This window comes from Telluria sp. ZB2R32 (assembly GCF_059685715.1).
In genome coordinates this window covers 369,376-383,638 of sequence record NZ_JCASIG010000005.1, presented here as the reverse complement: position 1 = coordinate 383,638, position 14,263 = coordinate 369,376, and the positions used below count along the sequence as shown (strand labels likewise).

16 protein-coding genes are annotated in these 14,263 nt (G+C 67.1%); 10 read left to right on the top strand and 6 right to left on the bottom strand.

The window, feature by feature from the left end:
- The first annotated feature begins 94 nt into the window (after positions 1–94).
- The 5 genes from hpnD to AC56LG_RS16815 are packed head-to-tail and all read left to right on the top strand — an operon-like array spanning position 95 to position 4,111.
- On the top strand, positions 95–928 hold the full coding sequence (gene hpnD / locus AC56LG_RS16835; protein ID WP_497167218.1) for a presqualene diphosphate synthase HpnD: 834 nt from the start codon (positions 95–97) through the stop codon (positions 926–928).
- Positions 915–2,354 (top strand): hydroxysqualene dehydroxylase HpnE, encoded by a 1,440-nt coding sequence (gene hpnE, locus AC56LG_RS16830; RefSeq protein ID WP_497167217.1) that lies wholly within the window; start codon positions 915–917, stop codon positions 2,352–2,354. The genes hpnD and hpnE overlap by 14 nt, the downstream gene beginning before the upstream one ends.
- A 31-nt stretch (positions 2,355–2,385) precedes the next feature.
- Positions 2,386–2,535, top strand: a complete 150-nt coding sequence (locus AC56LG_RS16825; RefSeq protein ID WP_497167216.1) for a hypothetical protein — start codon at positions 2,386–2,388, stop codon at positions 2,533–2,535.
- A gap of 15 nt (positions 2,536–2,550) precedes the next feature.
- Positions 2,551–3,291, top strand: a complete 741-nt coding sequence (locus tag AC56LG_RS16820) for a DUF1700 domain-containing protein (protein WP_497167215.1) — start codon at positions 2,551–2,553, stop codon at positions 3,289–3,291.
- Positions 3,292–3,307: 16 nt separating this feature from the next.
- A complete protein-coding gene (locus tag AC56LG_RS16815) occupies positions 3,308–4,111 on the top strand; it encodes a head GIN domain-containing protein (protein WP_497167214.1) in 804 nt (267 codons plus the stop codon).
- Between the two features lie 34 nt (positions 4,112–4,145).
- On the opposite strand, the gene AC56LG_RS16810 is transcribed toward AC56LG_RS16815, so the two are convergent.
- Positions 4,146–5,366, bottom strand: a complete 1,221-nt coding sequence (locus AC56LG_RS16810) for a TIGR03862 family flavoprotein (protein WP_497167213.1) — start codon at positions 5,364–5,366, stop codon at positions 4,146–4,148.
- 184 nt (positions 5,367–5,550) lie between these two features.
- Between AC56LG_RS16810 and AC56LG_RS16805 the strand changes: the two genes are divergently transcribed.
- The 5 genes from AC56LG_RS16805 to dctP all read left to right on the top strand — a co-directional run bounded on the left by AC56LG_RS16805 (position 5,551) and on the right by dctP (position 8,575).
- The gene (locus tag AC56LG_RS16805; RefSeq protein ID WP_497167212.1) at positions 5,551–5,937 is read left to right on the top strand and encodes a hypothetical protein; all 387 of its coding nucleotides are present in this window, start codon (positions 5,551–5,553) and stop codon (positions 5,935–5,937) included.
- Positions 5,934–6,137: a helix-turn-helix transcriptional regulator gene (locus AC56LG_RS16800; protein WP_497167211.1), complete on the top strand. Its 204-nt coding sequence runs from the start codon at positions 5,934–5,936 to the stop codon at positions 6,135–6,137. The genes AC56LG_RS16805 and AC56LG_RS16800 overlap by 4 nt, the downstream gene beginning before the upstream one ends.
- On the top strand, positions 6,134–7,072 hold the full coding sequence (locus AC56LG_RS16795; RefSeq protein ID WP_497167210.1) for an alpha/beta fold hydrolase: 939 nt from the start codon (positions 6,134–6,136) through the stop codon (positions 7,070–7,072). The genes AC56LG_RS16800 and AC56LG_RS16795 overlap by 4 nt, the downstream gene beginning before the upstream one ends.
- 10 nt (positions 7,073–7,082) lie before the next feature.
- Complete coding sequence (locus tag AC56LG_RS16790) at positions 7,083–7,307, top strand: hypothetical protein (RefSeq protein WP_497167209.1); 225 nt, start codon at positions 7,083–7,085, stop codon at positions 7,305–7,307.
- A gap of 227 nt (positions 7,308–7,534) precedes the next feature.
- Positions 7,535–8,575: a TRAP transporter substrate-binding protein DctP gene (dctP, locus tag AC56LG_RS16785; protein ID WP_497167208.1), complete on the top strand. Its 1,041-nt coding sequence runs from the start codon at positions 7,535–7,537 to the stop codon at positions 8,573–8,575.
- A 14-nt stretch (positions 8,576–8,589) separates the two neighbouring features.
- Here dctP and moaD read toward each other — a convergent pair whose 3' ends face one another.
- The 5 genes from moaD to AC56LG_RS16760 all read right to left on the bottom strand — a co-directional run bounded on the left by moaD (position 8,590) and on the right by AC56LG_RS16760 (position 14,258).
- A complete protein-coding gene (moaD, locus tag AC56LG_RS16780; protein ID WP_497167207.1) occupies positions 8,590–8,847 on the bottom strand; it encodes a molybdopterin converting factor subunit 1 in 258 nt (85 codons plus the stop codon).
- A 5-nt stretch (positions 8,848–8,852) separates the two neighbouring features.
- Positions 8,853–10,136, bottom strand: a complete 1,284-nt coding sequence (locus tag AC56LG_RS16775) for a molybdopterin molybdotransferase MoeA (RefSeq protein WP_497167206.1) — start codon at positions 10,134–10,136, stop codon at positions 8,853–8,855.
- Positions 10,137–10,138: 2 nt separating this feature from the next.
- Positions 10,139–11,614 carry a threonine synthase gene (gene thrC / locus AC56LG_RS16770; RefSeq protein WP_497167205.1) on the bottom strand — a complete coding sequence of 492 codons (1,476 nt, stop codon included), beginning with the start codon at positions 11,612–11,614 and terminating at the stop codon, positions 10,139–10,141.
- A gap of 264 nt (positions 11,615–11,878) precedes the next feature.
- Positions 11,879–13,264, bottom strand: a complete 1,386-nt coding sequence (locus AC56LG_RS16765) for an L-serine ammonia-lyase (RefSeq protein WP_497167204.1) — start codon at positions 13,262–13,264, stop codon at positions 11,879–11,881.
- Between the two features lie 37 nt (positions 13,265–13,301).
- Positions 13,302–14,258 (bottom strand): NAD-dependent epimerase/dehydratase family protein, encoded by a 957-nt coding sequence (locus AC56LG_RS16760; RefSeq protein WP_497167203.1) that lies wholly within the window; start codon positions 14,256–14,258, stop codon positions 13,302–13,304.
- Between the last annotated feature and the right edge of the window lie 5 nt (positions 14,259–14,263).

Sequence of the window (14,263 nt, the reverse complement as noted above, 5' to 3'; positions counted from 1 at the left end):
GTAAGGGTGAGCAAAAAAGCCACCGCTTGCAGCCCGGCCGTGACGCGCATCGGCTAAGATAGCGGCTTCGCCTCCCCGATATTGCCTTTTTTACATGTCTCCTGACGAATACTGCCAGCAAAAGACTGTCCAGAGCGGTTCCAGCTTCTATTACAGCTTCCTGTTCCTGCCGCCTGAGCGCCGCCGTGCGATCACGGCCCTGTACGCATTCTGCCGCGAGGTGGACGATACCGTCGACGACGCCACCGACGCCTCGCTGGCGCGCATCAAGCTGGCCTGGTGGCGCACCGAGGTCTCGGCGATGGTCAAGGGGACGCCGACGCACCCGGTGACGCAGGCCTTGAAGCCACACCTCGACGTCTACCACCTGGAAGAGCAGCACCTGCAGGCGATCATCGACGGCATGGAGATGGACCTCGACCAGAGCCGCTACCTCGACTATCCCGGCTTGCGCAAGTACTGCTGGCACGTGGCGGGCGTGGTCGGCATCCTCTCGGCCAGCATCTTCGGTTTTGCGAATCCGCAGACCCTGCAGTACGCCGAGAAGCTGGGCCTGGCGTTCCAGCTGACGAATATCATCCGCGACGTCGGCGAAGACGCGCGCAAGGGCCGCATCTACCTGCCGGTGAACGAACTGCAGCAGTTCGGCGTCACCGCGGCCGACTTGCTCAATTCCCGCCACAGCGAGAAGTTCGAGGCGCTGATGCGCTTACAGGTCGAGCGCGCGCAGGCCATGTACGACGAAGCCCTGGCCCTGCTGCCGAAAGAAGACCGGCGCGCCCAGCGCCCGGGCCTGATGATGGCGGCGATCTACCGCACCCTGCTCGACGAAATCGCGCGCGACAACTTCCACGTGCTGAACCAGCGCATCTCGCTCACGCCGCTGCGCAAGCTGTGGCTGGCGTGGAAGACCTATGTCCGCAACTAAAAGCCTGCCCACGGTCGCCGTCGTCGGCGGCGGCTGGGCCGGTTGCGCGGCGGCGGTCGAGCTGGCGCGGCGCGGCGCACAGGTGACCCTGTTCGAAGCGGCGCGTACCCTCGGCGGACGCGCGCGCGCCGTCGAAGTCGATGGGCGCCGGCTGGACAACGGCCAGCACATCCTGCTCGGCGCCTACACGCAAACCCTGGGACTGATGAAACGGGTCGGCATCGACCCGGCTGCGGCGATCCTGCGCCTGCCGCTGCAGATGCGCTATCCGCCGGGCGACCACGGTATGGATTTTGTAGCGCCGCGCCTGCCTGCGCCCCTGCACGTGCTGGTCGCCCTGCTGCGCGCCAGGGGCTTGCAACGCGCGGACAAGCTGGCGCTGGCGCAGTTCTCGAGCGCGGCGAAATGGATGGGCTGGCGGCTCGATACCGACGTTCCCGTCACCGTGCTGCTCGAACGCTTCGGCCAGACCGAACGCCTGGTGCGCCTGATGTGGCATCCGCTATGCCTGGCGGCCCTGAACACCGCCCCCGAGCGCGCCTCGGCCAACGTCTTCCTCGCCGTGCTGCGCGACAGCCTGGGCGCCAGGCGTGCGGCATCCGACATGCTGATTCCCCGCCTCGACCTGGGCGCGCTGTTCCCGCAGGCGGCCGGACGCTTCATCGCAGCGCAGGGCGGCGCCGTGCATGGCGGCGCCAAGGTGTCCGCGCTCACGCGCAAGGCGGGCGGCTGGGAACTGGCCGCGGCCGGCCAGGCCCTCGGCGGCGCCTGGCGCGGCGTGTTTGATGCCGTCGTGCTGGCGACGCCGGCGGCGGTCGCTGCGACCCTGCTTGCGCCGCATGTGGAAACCACCGAACTGGCCGCGCAGCTGGAAGGTTTCGAGTACGAGCCGATCGCCACCTGCTACCTGCAATACGATACGTCGCTGCGCCTGCCGCTGCCGTTCTGCGCACTGCTCGACGCCCCCAGCCAGGAACGCTTCGGCCAGTTCGTGTTCGACCGCGGCCAGATCGATGCGAACCAGGCCGGGCTGCTGGCGGTGGTGATCAGCGCCGCCGGCGCCGCCGCCGCGCTCGACCAGGATGCGCTGGCGCGCGCCTGCGCCGTTCAATTGGGCGCTGCCTTTCCCGGCATGGGGCTGGAAGCGCCGGTCTGGAGCCGCGTGATCACCGAAAAGCGCGCCACCTTTGCCTGCACGCCGGGCCTGGCGCGCCCCGCCAACGCCACCGCCCTGCCCGGCCTGGTGCTGGCCGGCGACTACACGGCCGGCGACGAACGAACGGGCGACTACCCGGCCACGCTCGAATCCGCCGTGCGCAGCGGCCAGGCGGCGGCGTCGATCATCCTGCGAGGAGACGCTTCAGGCAAGGGAAACCGCAGCCTGTCGCACGCCGCTGGCGGCTTGCCGTCCGAATCCGTACAGTAGCAGCATCGGATAACTGGAAGCGGCACATCACATGACACCCCAACTCGGCTTGCGCACCCTGCTCCTGCTGGCCCTGGTCGCCGCCAGCACCCTGGTGCTGGTCGCGCCCGAACTCTTCGGCGCACGCGGCAACGCGACACGCGCGGCGCTGCTGTCGATGCTCGCGCTCGGCCACGCCTGACCGGATCGCAGCACCATGGGTAAACTCGACTACCTCGAGGAGCTGAAACGCGCCCTGCTCGGATTGCCGCCGGAGCTGCAGGCCAGGACCCTGGCCTGGTACGAGCAGCGCTTCGTCGACGGCGCCGCCGCCGGCCGGCTCGAGACCGACATCGCGCGCGAACTGGACGACCCGAAAAAAGTCGCCCTGACCCTGCGCGCGAATACCCACATGAACGCTTTCGCCGCGCAAAAGAACCCGGCCAACCTGGTGCGCGTGTTCGTCTCGGTGGTCGGCCTGCTGATCTTCAACCTGTTCATGGTGATCCCGGCGGCCGTCTTCGGCGCCCTGCTGGCGACGCTCTACGCCTGCGCCTTTGCCCTGTACGTCGGCGGCATCGCGATCACCGCCAGCGGCCTGGCCGGCGCCAACGAGCTGGTGCTGGACGGCCCGCTGCGCGAGATCATCAACGACATCGGCAACGACCAGGTGCGTACCAGCGTCAAGATCGACGAGAACGGTGTCGAGGTCACCAGCGACAGGGAACCCGGGGCCGGGACCGCTGGCGCGCCCGAGGACGCGGGCGCGGCCGGCGACGGCATCCGCATCGCGACCGAGTTGGACGGCGACGCGCGCACCACCCAGACGGCGCTGGGATTGTCCGCGGTGCTGGGCGGGATCGTGCTGTTCCTGGTGTCGATCGTCGTCACCCGCTACGCGGCGCTGGGCGCGAAGCGCTATGCGCAAATGAACATGTCGCTGCTGCGCGGCAGCTGATCGTCGAAGGATTGCGATGCGTTCTTTACTGAAGGTGGCGTTCGGCCTGCTGGTCCTCGCCCTGGTCCTGATCGGACTGTCCTACGGCGCGTTGCGCGCCCACGGCGGCAGCGCGCGCCTGGACGCGCGCATCGTCGGCGAAGAAACCCGTCCGGTCACGCGCCAGGTGCGCGCGGTGGAGTTGTCCGGACCGATCGACCTCACCCTGCGCTACGGCGCCCAGCCGCGGCTCGTGGTGCGCGGCGAACAGCGCCTGCTGGCCAACGTCGAAACCAGCCAGACCGGGCGCGTGCTGCACATCGGCACGCGCGGCATCGTGCTGCGCCACCGCCAGCCGATCGAAGTCGAACTCACGCTGCCGGCGCTGGACCGGGTCGGCGTCGACGGCAGCGGCGACACCCGCGTCAACGGCTTTTCGGGCGAGGCGATCGAGGTCGAACTGAACGGCTCGGGCAGCGTCGACTTCAACGGCCGCTACCGCCAGGCCCGGGCGGTCGTGCACGGCAGCGGCGAACTGACGCTCGACGCCGGCAACGGCGACAGCGTCGCGGCCGAACTGACCGGCTCGGGCACCATCACCCTCGCCGGCGCCGCGCGCAGCTTCGACGGCGCCTCCAACGGCTCCGGCACGCTCGACGCCCAGCGCCTGCGCGCCGAGAGCGTCAACGTGCGCCAGACCGGCTCCGGCGACGCCAGCGTGAACGCCAGCGCGACGGTGGCGGTGGCCGTCAGCGGCAGCGGCGACGTCGACGTGTATGGCGATCCGGCCCAGCGCAGCATCAGCCGTACGGGGAGCGGGGACGTGCATTTCGATCACTGAACGGTGCCCGGACCGTAGGATGGGCAAGCCCACCCTACGCCACGGCCAGCACGCCCCGCGCCGCCGCGCGCCCGCTGGCAAAGCACGCCGTCAGCAGATAGCCACCGGTCGGCGCTTCCCAGTCGATCATTTCCCCGGCCACGAACACGCCCGGCACGGCGCGCAGCTGGCCGTGTTCGTCGATGGCCTCGAAGCACACCCCGCCGGCGCTGCTGATGGCCTCGTCGATCGGGCGGGGGCGTTTCAGCACCAGCGGCAGCGCCTTGATCGCGCCAGCCAGCACTTCTTCGTCCATGTAATCGGACTGCGCCAGGCATTCGCGCAGCAGGCCCGCCTTGACGCCCTTGATGCCGAGCCGGCTTTGCAGGTGGCTCGACATCGAACGCGCGCCGCGCGGACGCAGCACTTCGGCGCGTACGCGCGCGGCATCGTGGTCGGGCGCCAGGTCGAGCCAGATGGTCGTTTCGCCACGCGCGGCGATCTGGTCGCGCAGCACGTTCGACAAGGCGTACACCAGGCTGCCCTCGATGCCGGTGGCGGTCACCACGAACTGGCCCTGGCGCCGTGCGCGGCCGCCGTCACGCTCCTCGTAGCCGATCGCCACGGTGGTCAGCGGCGCGCCGGCGTGCTTGTCGCTGAAGTGCGGCGACCAGTCGACGTCGAAACCGCAGTTGGCGGGCGCCAGCGGCGCGACGGCGACCCGGCGTTGTTCCAGCAGCGGCACCCAGGCGCCATCCGAACCAAGGCGCGGCCAGCTGGCGCCGCCCAGCGCCAGCACGACGGCATCGAAGCGGGCGATTGTTTCGCCATCCGGTGTGGAGAAACGCAATGCGTCGCCCTCCCAGCCCAGCCAGCGGTGGCGCATGTGAAAGCGCACGCCCGCGTCGCGCAGGCGGTGCAGCCAGGCGCGCAGCAGCGGCGCCGCTTTCATATCTGTCGGGAACACGCGGCCGGAGGTGCCGACAAAGGTGTCGATGCCGAGCCCGTGGATCCAGGCGCGCACGTCCTCCGGCGTGAACCCCGCCAGCCAGGCCGCCACTTCGCCGCTGCGCGCGCCGTAGCGCGCCACGAAGGCATCGTAGGGCTCGGAATGGGTGATGTTCATGCCGCCCTTCCCGGCCAGCAGGAACTTGCGCGCGACCGAGGGCATGGCGTCGAAGACGTCGACCTGGGCGCCGCCGGAGGCCAGCACTTCGGCCGCCATCAGGCCGGCGGGGCCGCCGCCGATGACGGCGACGCGATGGGGAGAGGGCATTGTGTTCGACATATTCGGGCTTGGGCTTGGGCTTGGGGCTTGGAGCTTGGGGCGTGGGGACGCGCATTGTAGCCGGAATGCGCCGTGACGGAAAAATGTAAAGGGAGCTTGACATGCCGGAATGACTCGCCTACGATGTAAAGCATACTTTACAGTAAAGCTTACTTTACACCAGGAGACCGCCGTGCACGAAAAGCGTATCGCCCGACTCTACTATCTCGAACTGTTCGGCGCGATCGCGCTGTACACCGTCATCCTGGCGGCGGCGATCCGCTATGGCCGGCCGATGGCGCCCGGCGCCCTGCGTACCGCCGTCCTGCTCAGCCCAATGATCGGCTTCGCCGGCGGTGTCTGGGCGATCGCGCGGTTGATCGGGCGTGCCGACGAATACGTGCGCATGCGCCTGCTGGAAAACGTGTCGCTGGCCGCCGCCATTACCGCCGGCCTGACCTTCAGCTACGGCTTCCTCGAGACTGCCGGCTTCCCGAAGCAATCGATGTTCGTGGTCTGGTGCGTGCTGTGCCTGTCGTTCGGCGCGGTGCAGATCGTGCGCAAGGTCCTGAACCGATGAACAACCACATCAAGGAACTGCGCGCCGAACACGGCTGGAGCCAGGCTTACCTGGCCGAGCTGCTGGACGTGTCGCGCCAGACCGTGATCGCCATCGAGACCGGCCGCTACGACCCCAGCCTGCCGCTCGCCTTTGCGATTTCCCGGCTGTTCCAGCAACCGATCGAAGCGATTTTCAACCCTGACCAGGAGCCAGCATGACATCGACCTGTAGAAGCGTCACCCTGTTGTTCGCACTTGTCCTTGCCGCCGCACCCGCATTTGCCCAGGAAGTCCCGCCGCAACCGAACCGCTTCGCCGCATCGATCGCGCCGGCCGAACGCTTCGAGATGGGCGGCATGCTGGTCGAGCGCCACGGCAGCGGCGGACGGCCATTGATCCTGGTTCCCGGCCTGGCGACCGGCGGCTGGGTATGGCAGGAAACGGTACGCGCGTTCTCGAAAGACCACACCGTGTATGTGGTGACCCTGCCCGGCTTCGACGGCCGCCCGGCGGTGGCGGGCGACCCGTTCGACGCGGCCAGGTCGGCATTGAAGGAACTGGTCGCCACGCGCAAGCTGGCGAAACCGGTCATCGTCGGGCACAGCCTGGGCGGCACCCTGGCGATCGCCCTGGCCGAGGACCTGGGCGATCGCATCGGCGGCGCCGTCGCCATCGACGGCCTGGCGGTCATGCCGCGCACCGAGGGCATGCCGCCGGACCAGCGCGCCGCCATGGCCGACAACATGCGCCAGCGCATGGCCAGCCTGAGCCCGCAAGCCTTTGCGAGCCAGCAGCGGCAATACATGCGCACTATCGGCGTCATCGACATGGACAAGGCCGACGACCTGGCCCGCCTGACCGCGCGCAGCGATCCGGCCGCCGTGGCCGCCTGGATGGGCGCGGTGCTGGCGCGCGACCTGCGGCCGGGCCTGCCGGCCATCCGCGCGCCGCTGTTGATGATCGTGCCCACATACGGCCCGGACAATGCCGCGATGGGGGTGTCCGGGCTCGAGAAGGTGGCGTATTATCGGGAGCTGATGACAGGTACCCCGAAACTGGACGTCACGGCAATCGACAACGCGCGCCACTTCGCCATGCTCGACCAGCCGGCTGCAGTGAACGACGCCTTGCGCACCTTCCTGAAAACCCTGTAAGGAGACAACCATGCCCCCGCTGCGCCACTGGATCCTGCAATACCTGTTCGCCGTCGTCTCGATGTTCGCCCTGCTGATGGTGGTCGACCTGCTGGGCGGCGAAACGCTCGAACGTGCCTGGCCCTCGGCCCTGGGCTGGGCGGCAGTCGCCTCGGCGCTCTTCATCGGCACGCGCTACCGCAACATGAAGCGCGGCCTGGCCTGCGGCGTCTGCGACGCACTCGACCGTAAATAAGCCACTCCATCCTCCTTGACGTACCCCGAGTCCGCCGTTCGCGGCGGACCCGATACTGCCCACCTTATTCACGGTGTATTTGTTAAGAAAACAAGATACTGCTTGACAAGCTTTATCGAAGGAATATTCTTACAAACACCATAACGGTACATAGAGCGAACGATGCGGGTTTTAAAATTCGCACGATTTGCCCGGTAGTGAAGTTTTACTCATCTTGGAGGATGAATATGTCGTTGAAGACAGGGCCGCTTCTGGCTCGTAGAACCCTGCTGGGCGCGCTCGCGTCCAGCCCCCTGTGGCTCAGCAGCGCCTGGGCCGCATCGCAGTCGATGAAAATCTCGCACCAGTTCCCCGGCGGCAGCATCATGGAAGGCGACTTCCGCGACCGCCTGTGCCGCATGTTCGCCACCGACGTCGAAAAACGCACGCGCGGCAGCCTGAAATTCTCGATCTACCCGAACGCCAGCCTGATGGCGCCGAACACGCAATTCGGTGCGCTCAGGAAAGGCAGCCTCGAGCTGGCCCTGGTGCCGCTCTCGTATGCCGCCGGCGAAGCGCCGGAAGCGAACATCGGCCTGATGCCGGGCCTGGTGACGTCCTACGCCCAGGGCTATGGCTGGAAAAACGCCGAAGTCGGCAAGGAACTCACGCGCATCCTGGCCGACCAGGGCCTGGTCGTGATCAGCTGGATCTGGCAGGCGGGCGGCGTCGCCTCGCGCGGTGCACCGATCGTCGCCCCCGAAGACGCGCGCGGCATGAAAGTGCGCGGGGGCTCGCGCGAGATGGACCTGATCCTGCAGGAAGCCGGCGCCACCATCGTCAACGTGCCGTCGAACGACATCCACGCGGCGATGAAGAGCGGCGCGCTGGACGCCGCCTTCACCTCCTCGACCTCGCTGATCACCTTCCGCCTGCAGGACGTGGCGCGCGCGCTCACCACCGCGCGCAGCGGCGGCTACTGGTTCATGCTCGAACCGCTCCTGATGTCGAAGACCGTGTTCGACCGCCTGCACAAGGACCAGCAGGCGGCGATCATGGCCGTCGGCGCCGACCTCGAAAAATTCGCGTTGCGCATGGCACAGAACGACGACACGGCGGTGGCGAGCGTGTACGCGCGCGCCGGCGCCCGCGTGGTCGACATGGATGGCGAGACGCTGCGCAAGTGGCAGGCCATGGCGCGCACCACGGCCTGGGCCAGTTTTGCTGCGCGCAACGAGAATTGCGCACGGCTGCTGGCGCTGGCCGAGAAGTCGATCGCGGCGTTGTAAAAAAGGTGGCGCCGCTACCCGCCGGTCACCGGCGGGAAGAACGCCACTTCCCCGCCCTCTTTCAGCTCGGCGTCCGGCCCGCACATGACGTGATTGAACGCCATGCGCAGCGCACGGTCCTGGCCGAGCGCCGTCGCCCAGACGCCGCCGCGTGCAATCAGATACTCACGTACGCCGCCCACGGTCGTCACGTCGGAGGGTAGTTCGATACGTTCGCTCGCAAGCCCGAGGGCTTCGCGCACGGACGCGAAAAATCGCAGTTCGATATGCATGGGTGTCAGTGCTGGAGTTCGGCGAACGGGATGAAGCGCACGATATCGCCTTCGTTGATGATGCGTCCCGGCGGGTTGTCGATCAGGCCGTCGCCCCAGACGGTGGAGGTGAGCACGCCGGAACTCTGGTTCGGGAACAGGTCGAGGCCGCCGCCGGCGTTCACGCGCGCACGCAGGAATTCGTTGCGGCGGTCGGCCCTGGGCAGGCTGAAGTCGGCGCGCAGCATCCAGGCGCGCGGCTCCACCGGTCCGCTCGCACCCTGCAGGCGCAGCAGGAAGGGGCGCACGAACAGCAGGAAAGTCACGAAGCTCGAGACGGGATTGCCGGGCAGGCCGAGGAAGAAAGCAGTGCCAGTGGCACTGCTTTCGCTGGTGTTCGCGTCGCCCTTGCGCACTTCGCCAAAGGCCAGCGGCTTGCCCGGCTTGACCGCGATCTGCCACATGTTCAGGCGCCCTTCGGCCTCCACCGCCGGCTTGATATGGTCTTCCTCGCCCACCGAGACGCCGCCCGAGGTGATGATCAAGTCGTTCTCGCGCGCCGCTTCGCGCAGGGTGGCGCGGGTGGCCTCGAGCGTATCGGGCACGATGCCGAAATCGTTGACCACGCAGCCGAAGTTTTCCAGCAGCGCGCGCAGCGTAAACCGGTTCGAATTGTAGATGGCGCCCGGCGCCAGCACGCCGCCCGGCGCTTCGCCCGGCATGGTCAATTCGTCGCCGGTGAAGAACACGGCCACGCGCAGGCGCCGTCGTACCGGCAAAGTAGCCAACCCCACCGAGGCCGCCAGGCCGAGTTCCTGGCCGCGCAGGCGCGTGCCAGCCGCCAGGATGGTGGCGCCGGCCGCGATGTCCTCGCCGGTGCGGCGGATCCATTCGCCGCTTTTCGGCGTGTGGCGGATGGTGACCAGTTCGCCTGCCAACTCACATTGCTCCTGCATCACGACGGCGTCGGCGCCGGCCGGGATCATGGCGCCGGTGAAGATGCGCGCCGCCGTGCCGGGTTCGAGCGCCGCGCCGACCTGGCCGGCCGGGATGCGCTGGGCCACGCGCAAGATTGCGCCGCCGTTCACGCAATCGGCCGCGCGCACGGCGTAGCCATCCATCGAGGTATTGTCGGCCGATGGCACGTCGATGGTCGAGGCCTGGTCGCGCGCCAGCACGCGGCCATTGGCTTCCAGAGTCGCGACCTGTTCGATCTCCTGCACCGGACGCGCGGCCTGCAACAGCGTATCAAGCGCTTCGCGCACCGACAGCAACGGGCGCGGCGCCGGTTTTTCGTTCACAGTCGTCATGATCACAGCCCCGTGTGCGCGGCGATGAAGGTCTTCATCTCGTCGACGTTCGGGCGCATCAGCACGAACTTCTGCGGCAGCGACTCGATGTCCTCGAAACCGGCCGGACGTTCGGCGTCGGTCCCCAGCGCTTCGAGGATGGTCTCGTTGAACTTGGCGGCCAGCGCCGTCTCCAGCACGATCATCGGCACGCCGGGCGTCATATGCTCGCGCGCGACCTTGATGCCGTCGGCGGTGTGGGTATCGATGGTGATGCCGTAATCGTCGGCCACCATGCGGATCGTCGCGAGGCGGTCCGCGTGCGTCGATTTGCCGGAGACGAAACCGTACTCGCCGACGCGCTTGAATTCGTCGCCGTCGGCGCCCGGGCCGCCGGAGAGATCGAAGCCGCCGTGCGTCTCGACCTTGCGGAACAGCGCGTGGGTACGCTCGCTGTCGCGCCCGACCAGGTCGTAGACGAAGCGCTCGAAGTTCGAGGCCTTGGAAATGTCCATCGACGGGCTGCTGGTGTGGAAGGTTTCGCTGGACTTGCGCACGCGGTAGACGCCGCTGCGGAAGAATTCGTCGAGCACGTCGTTCTCGTTGGTGGCAACCACCAGCTTGTCGATCGGCAGGCCCATCATGCGCGCGATATGGCCGGCGCAGACATTGCCGAAGTTCCCCGACGGGACGGTGAAAGATACCTTCTGCTCGTTACTGGTGGTGGCCGCGAGGTAGCCGCGGAAGTAATAGACCACCTGCGCCACCACGCGCGCCCAGTTGATCGAATTGACGGTGCCGATCTTGTGGCGCGCCTTGAACGACAGGTCGTTCGACACCGCCTTGACCATGTCCTGGCAGTCGTCGAACACGCCTTCGACGGCGATGTTGACGATGTTCGGGTCCTGCAGGCTGAACATCTGCGCGGTCTGGAAGGCGCTCATTTTCCCGCTCGGCGAGAGCATGAACACGCGTACGCCGCGCTTGCCGCGCATCGCGTATTCGGCGGCGCTGCCGGTGTCGCCCGAGGTGGCGCCGAAGATGTTGAGTTCATCGTCGTTCTTCGCCAACGCGTATTCGAACAGGTTGCCCAGCAATTGCATCGCCATGTCCTTGAAGGCGAGCGTGGGGCCGTTCGACAGGGCTTGCAGCACCAGCTTGCGGCCACCCTCGTCTTCCAGCGTGCGCAGCGGCGTGATGTCCTGCGCCGATTCGCCGGCGCGGGCATTGCGGTAAACCTCGGGCGTGTAGGTCCTGGCGGTGAGCGCCTTCAGGTCGGCATCCGGGATATCGGTCGCAAATTTGCGCAGGACTTCATAGGCCAGTTCGGCGTACGACAGCGTGCGCCAGGCGTTCAGCTCATCGCCCGTCACCTGCGGATAGTCGGCTGGCAGGAACAAGCCGCCGTCGGGGGCGAGGCCGCCGAGCAGGATGGAAGCGAAGGTCTCGGGATTGCGGGAGGCGGAGGCGCTGGTCGCGCGGGTAGACACGTATTGCATGTTTTGAATGATCCGGTTGGCTCGCGTTGATCTTTTATTATAGTGCGCGCCGGGGAATCCTGTGTGCGGACGGGTTTGGTGGCGGCGTCCGGGCGCCATTATTCAATTTTGGACACGCCCGTACGGCGGGCATGCCCGCCCTACGTTACACGACGGCTGCGATTTTTGTCGAGATCGTGGTGCACCGTAGGGCGGGCATGCCCGCCGGTTCGTGCCGTCGGATACCCCTGGCGCCGACGACAACCGCCGGCGCCGGAAAACCGTTCAACAAGCCGCGTGGTTCACCGTCACCACATGAATCGCCAAGCCGCCCAGCGAGGTCTCCTTGTACTTCACCTGCATGTCCGCCCCGGTCTGGCGCATCGTCTCGATCACGTTGTCGAGGCTGACGAAGTGGGTGCCGTCGCCCTTCAACGCCAGCGAGGCGGCCGTGATCGCCTTGATCGCGCCCATGCCGTTGCGCTCGATGCAGGGAATCTGCACCAGGCCGCCGATCGGATCGCAGGTCATGCCGAGGTGATGTTCGATGCCGATTTCGGCGGCGTTCTCGATGCGTTCGTTCGAGCCGCCCAGCGCCGCCACCAGGCCCGCCGCCGCCATCGCGCAGGCGACGCCGACTTCGCCCTGGCAGCCGACTTCGGCGCCCGAGATCGAGGCGTTCTTCTTGCACAGCATGCCGATCGCGGCGGAGGTGAGCAGGAAGTCGCGGATGCCCTTCACAGCGTCGGTTGGGCGGCAATCCTCGGCGTAGTAGCGCAGCACCGCCGGAATAATGCCGGCCGCGCCGTTGGTCGGCGCCGTGACCACGCGTCCGCCGGCGGCGTTTTCCTCGTTGACCGCCATCGCGTACAAGGTCACCTGGTGGGTCGCATCGTGCGGCAGTTCGTTGACGCGCTTGCCCTCGACGCAGTGCGCCTGCTTCCACAGCATGGCGGCGCGGCGCTTGACGTTCAAGCCACCCGGCAGCTGACCGTGCGTCACCAGGCCGTGCGCGATACAGTCGCGCATCGTGGTCCAGATGCGGTCGAGGCCGGCGTCGAGCTCCGCTTCGCTCATGCGCACCAGTTCGTTCGCACGCAGCATGTGCGGGATCGAGAGAGCGTGTGCGCGGCCGTGTTCGAGCAGCTCGGCCATCGTCCCGAACGGGAACGGCACCTGCACAGCGCTGGGCTCTGGCGCCTTCTGTGATTCGCCGGCGGCCGTGATGAAGCCGCCGCCGACCGAATAGAAGATGCGCTCGATGACGCTGCCGTCCTTCAACTGCAGCACGAAGCGCATGCCGTTCGGGTGCTCGGGCAGGGTCGATTGCTTGTGCCAGACCAGACCTGTCCGCATCGAGAACGGCACTTCCTTCGTTCCCAGCAGGCGCAGCACGCCGTCGAGCTCCGCTTCGGCCAGCTTGTCCTCGACCGTGTCCGGATCGATGTCTTGCGGGGTCTCGCCCATCAGGCCGAGGATGACCGCCTTGTCGGTGGCGTGGCCGACGCCGGTCAGCGCCAGCGACCCGTACAAATGGGCCTCGACGCCGAGCGCCTCATCGAGCGGCCCGCACTCGAGCAGGAAGCGGCGCGCCGCCACCATCGGACCGACGGTGTGCGAACTCGAAGGGCCGATGCCGATCTTGAACAGATCGAAAACGCTCATGTCCATGTCTGGATTGTCTCCGTAATTATTCTTATGTATTTATTCAGGCAGTGGCGCCGACGTCGATATTCTCGAGCATGCTGGCCACCATCTCTTCGATACCGACGGTGGCTTTCCAGCCCCAGTCGGTACTCGCGCGGCTGTCGTCCAGGCTCCGTGGCCAGGTATCGGCAATCGCCTGGCGGCTGTCCGGCTTGTAGGCGATCTCGAATGCCGGCACGGCCTTGCGGATCGCGCCCGCCAGTTCGCGCGGGTTGAACGACACGCCGGCGACGTTGTACGACGAGCGGATCGCAACCTGCTCGGCAGGTGCGTCCATCAGTTCGATCGTGGCGCGGATCGCGTCCGGCATGTAGATCATTGGCAGTGTGGTTTCGGGACCGAGGAAGCACTCGTAGGTCTCGCCCTTGAGCGCCGCGTGGAAGATCGCGATCGCGTAGTCGGTGGTGCCGCCGCCCGGAGGCGACTTGAAGCTGATGATGCCCGGGTAGCGGATGCTGCGCACGTCGACGCCATACTTGGTGTGGTAGTACTCGCACAGGCGCTCGCCGGCCAGTTTGCTGATGCCATAGATCGTGGTCGGGTCCATCACCGTGTACTGCGGGGTGTTTTCCGCAGGCGTATTCGGGCCGAAGGCGGCGATCGACGATGGCCAGAACACCTTCAATGGCTTGCCGGCCTCGCCGCGCTCGCGCGCCACTTCCAGGATGTTCAGCAAGCCATCCATATTCAGGGTCCAGGCCTTCAGGGGCGCCTGTTCGCCGGTGGCCGACAGCAGCGCGGCCAGCTGGTAGACCTGGGTCGCACCCTCTTCCTCGACCAGCGCCATCAGGCGCTCCTTGTCCAGCACGTCGAGCTGGGCATAGCGCGCCGCGCCGTACACGTTATTGGCGCCGATGTCGGTGGCGAGGACATTGGCGGCGCCGTGCTGTTCGGCCAGGGCCGAAACCAGCTCGCTGCCGATCTGGCCGTTGGCGCCGATGATGAGGATGCGTTCCATAAGTA

Coding starts and splice junctions, on each gene's coding strand:
- hpnD (WP_497167218.1), top strand. CDS start 95: ATGTCTCCTGACGAATACTGCCAGCAAAAGACTGTCCAGAGCGGTTCC.
- hpnE (WP_497167217.1), top strand. CDS start 915: ATGTCCGCAACTAAAAGCCTGCCCACGGTCGCCGTCGTCGGCGGCGGC.
- AC56LG_RS16825 (WP_497167216.1), top strand. CDS start 2,386: ATGACACCCCAACTCGGCTTGCGCACCCTGCTCCTGCTGGCCCTGGTC.
- AC56LG_RS16820 (WP_497167215.1), top strand. CDS start 2,551: ATGGGTAAACTCGACTACCTCGAGGAGCTGAAACGCGCCCTGCTCGGA.
- AC56LG_RS16815 (WP_497167214.1), top strand. CDS start 3,308: ATGCGTTCTTTACTGAAGGTGGCGTTCGGCCTGCTGGTCCTCGCCCTG.
- AC56LG_RS16810 (WP_497167213.1), bottom strand. CDS start 5,366: ATGCCCTCTCCCCATCGCGTCGCCGTCATCGGCGGCGGCCCCGCCGGC.
- AC56LG_RS16800 (WP_497167211.1), top strand. CDS start 5,934: ATGAACAACCACATCAAGGAACTGCGCGCCGAACACGGCTGGAGCCAG.
- AC56LG_RS16795 (WP_497167210.1), top strand. CDS start 6,134: ATGACATCGACCTGTAGAAGCGTCACCCTGTTGTTCGCACTTGTCCTT.
- AC56LG_RS16790 (WP_497167209.1), top strand. CDS start 7,083: ATGCCCCCGCTGCGCCACTGGATCCTGCAATACCTGTTCGCCGTCGTC.
- dctP (WP_497167208.1), top strand. CDS start 7,535: ATGTCGTTGAAGACAGGGCCGCTTCTGGCTCGTAGAACCCTGCTGGGC.
- moaD (WP_497167207.1), bottom strand. CDS start 8,847: ATGCATATCGAACTGCGATTTTTCGCGTCCGTGCGCGAAGCCCTCGGG.
- AC56LG_RS16775 (WP_497167206.1), bottom strand. CDS start 10,136: ATGACGACTGTGAACGAAAAACCGGCGCCGCGCCCGTTGCTGTCGGTG.
- thrC (WP_497167205.1), bottom strand. CDS start 11,614: ATGCAATACGTGTCTACCCGCGCGACCAGCGCCTCCGCCTCCCGCAAT.
- AC56LG_RS16765 (WP_497167204.1), bottom strand. CDS start 13,264: ATGGACATGAGCGTTTTCGATCTGTTCAAGATCGGCATCGGCCCTTCG.
- AC56LG_RS16760 (WP_497167203.1), bottom strand. CDS start 14,258: ATGGAACGCATCCTCATCATCGGCGCCAACGGCCAGATCGGCAGCGAG.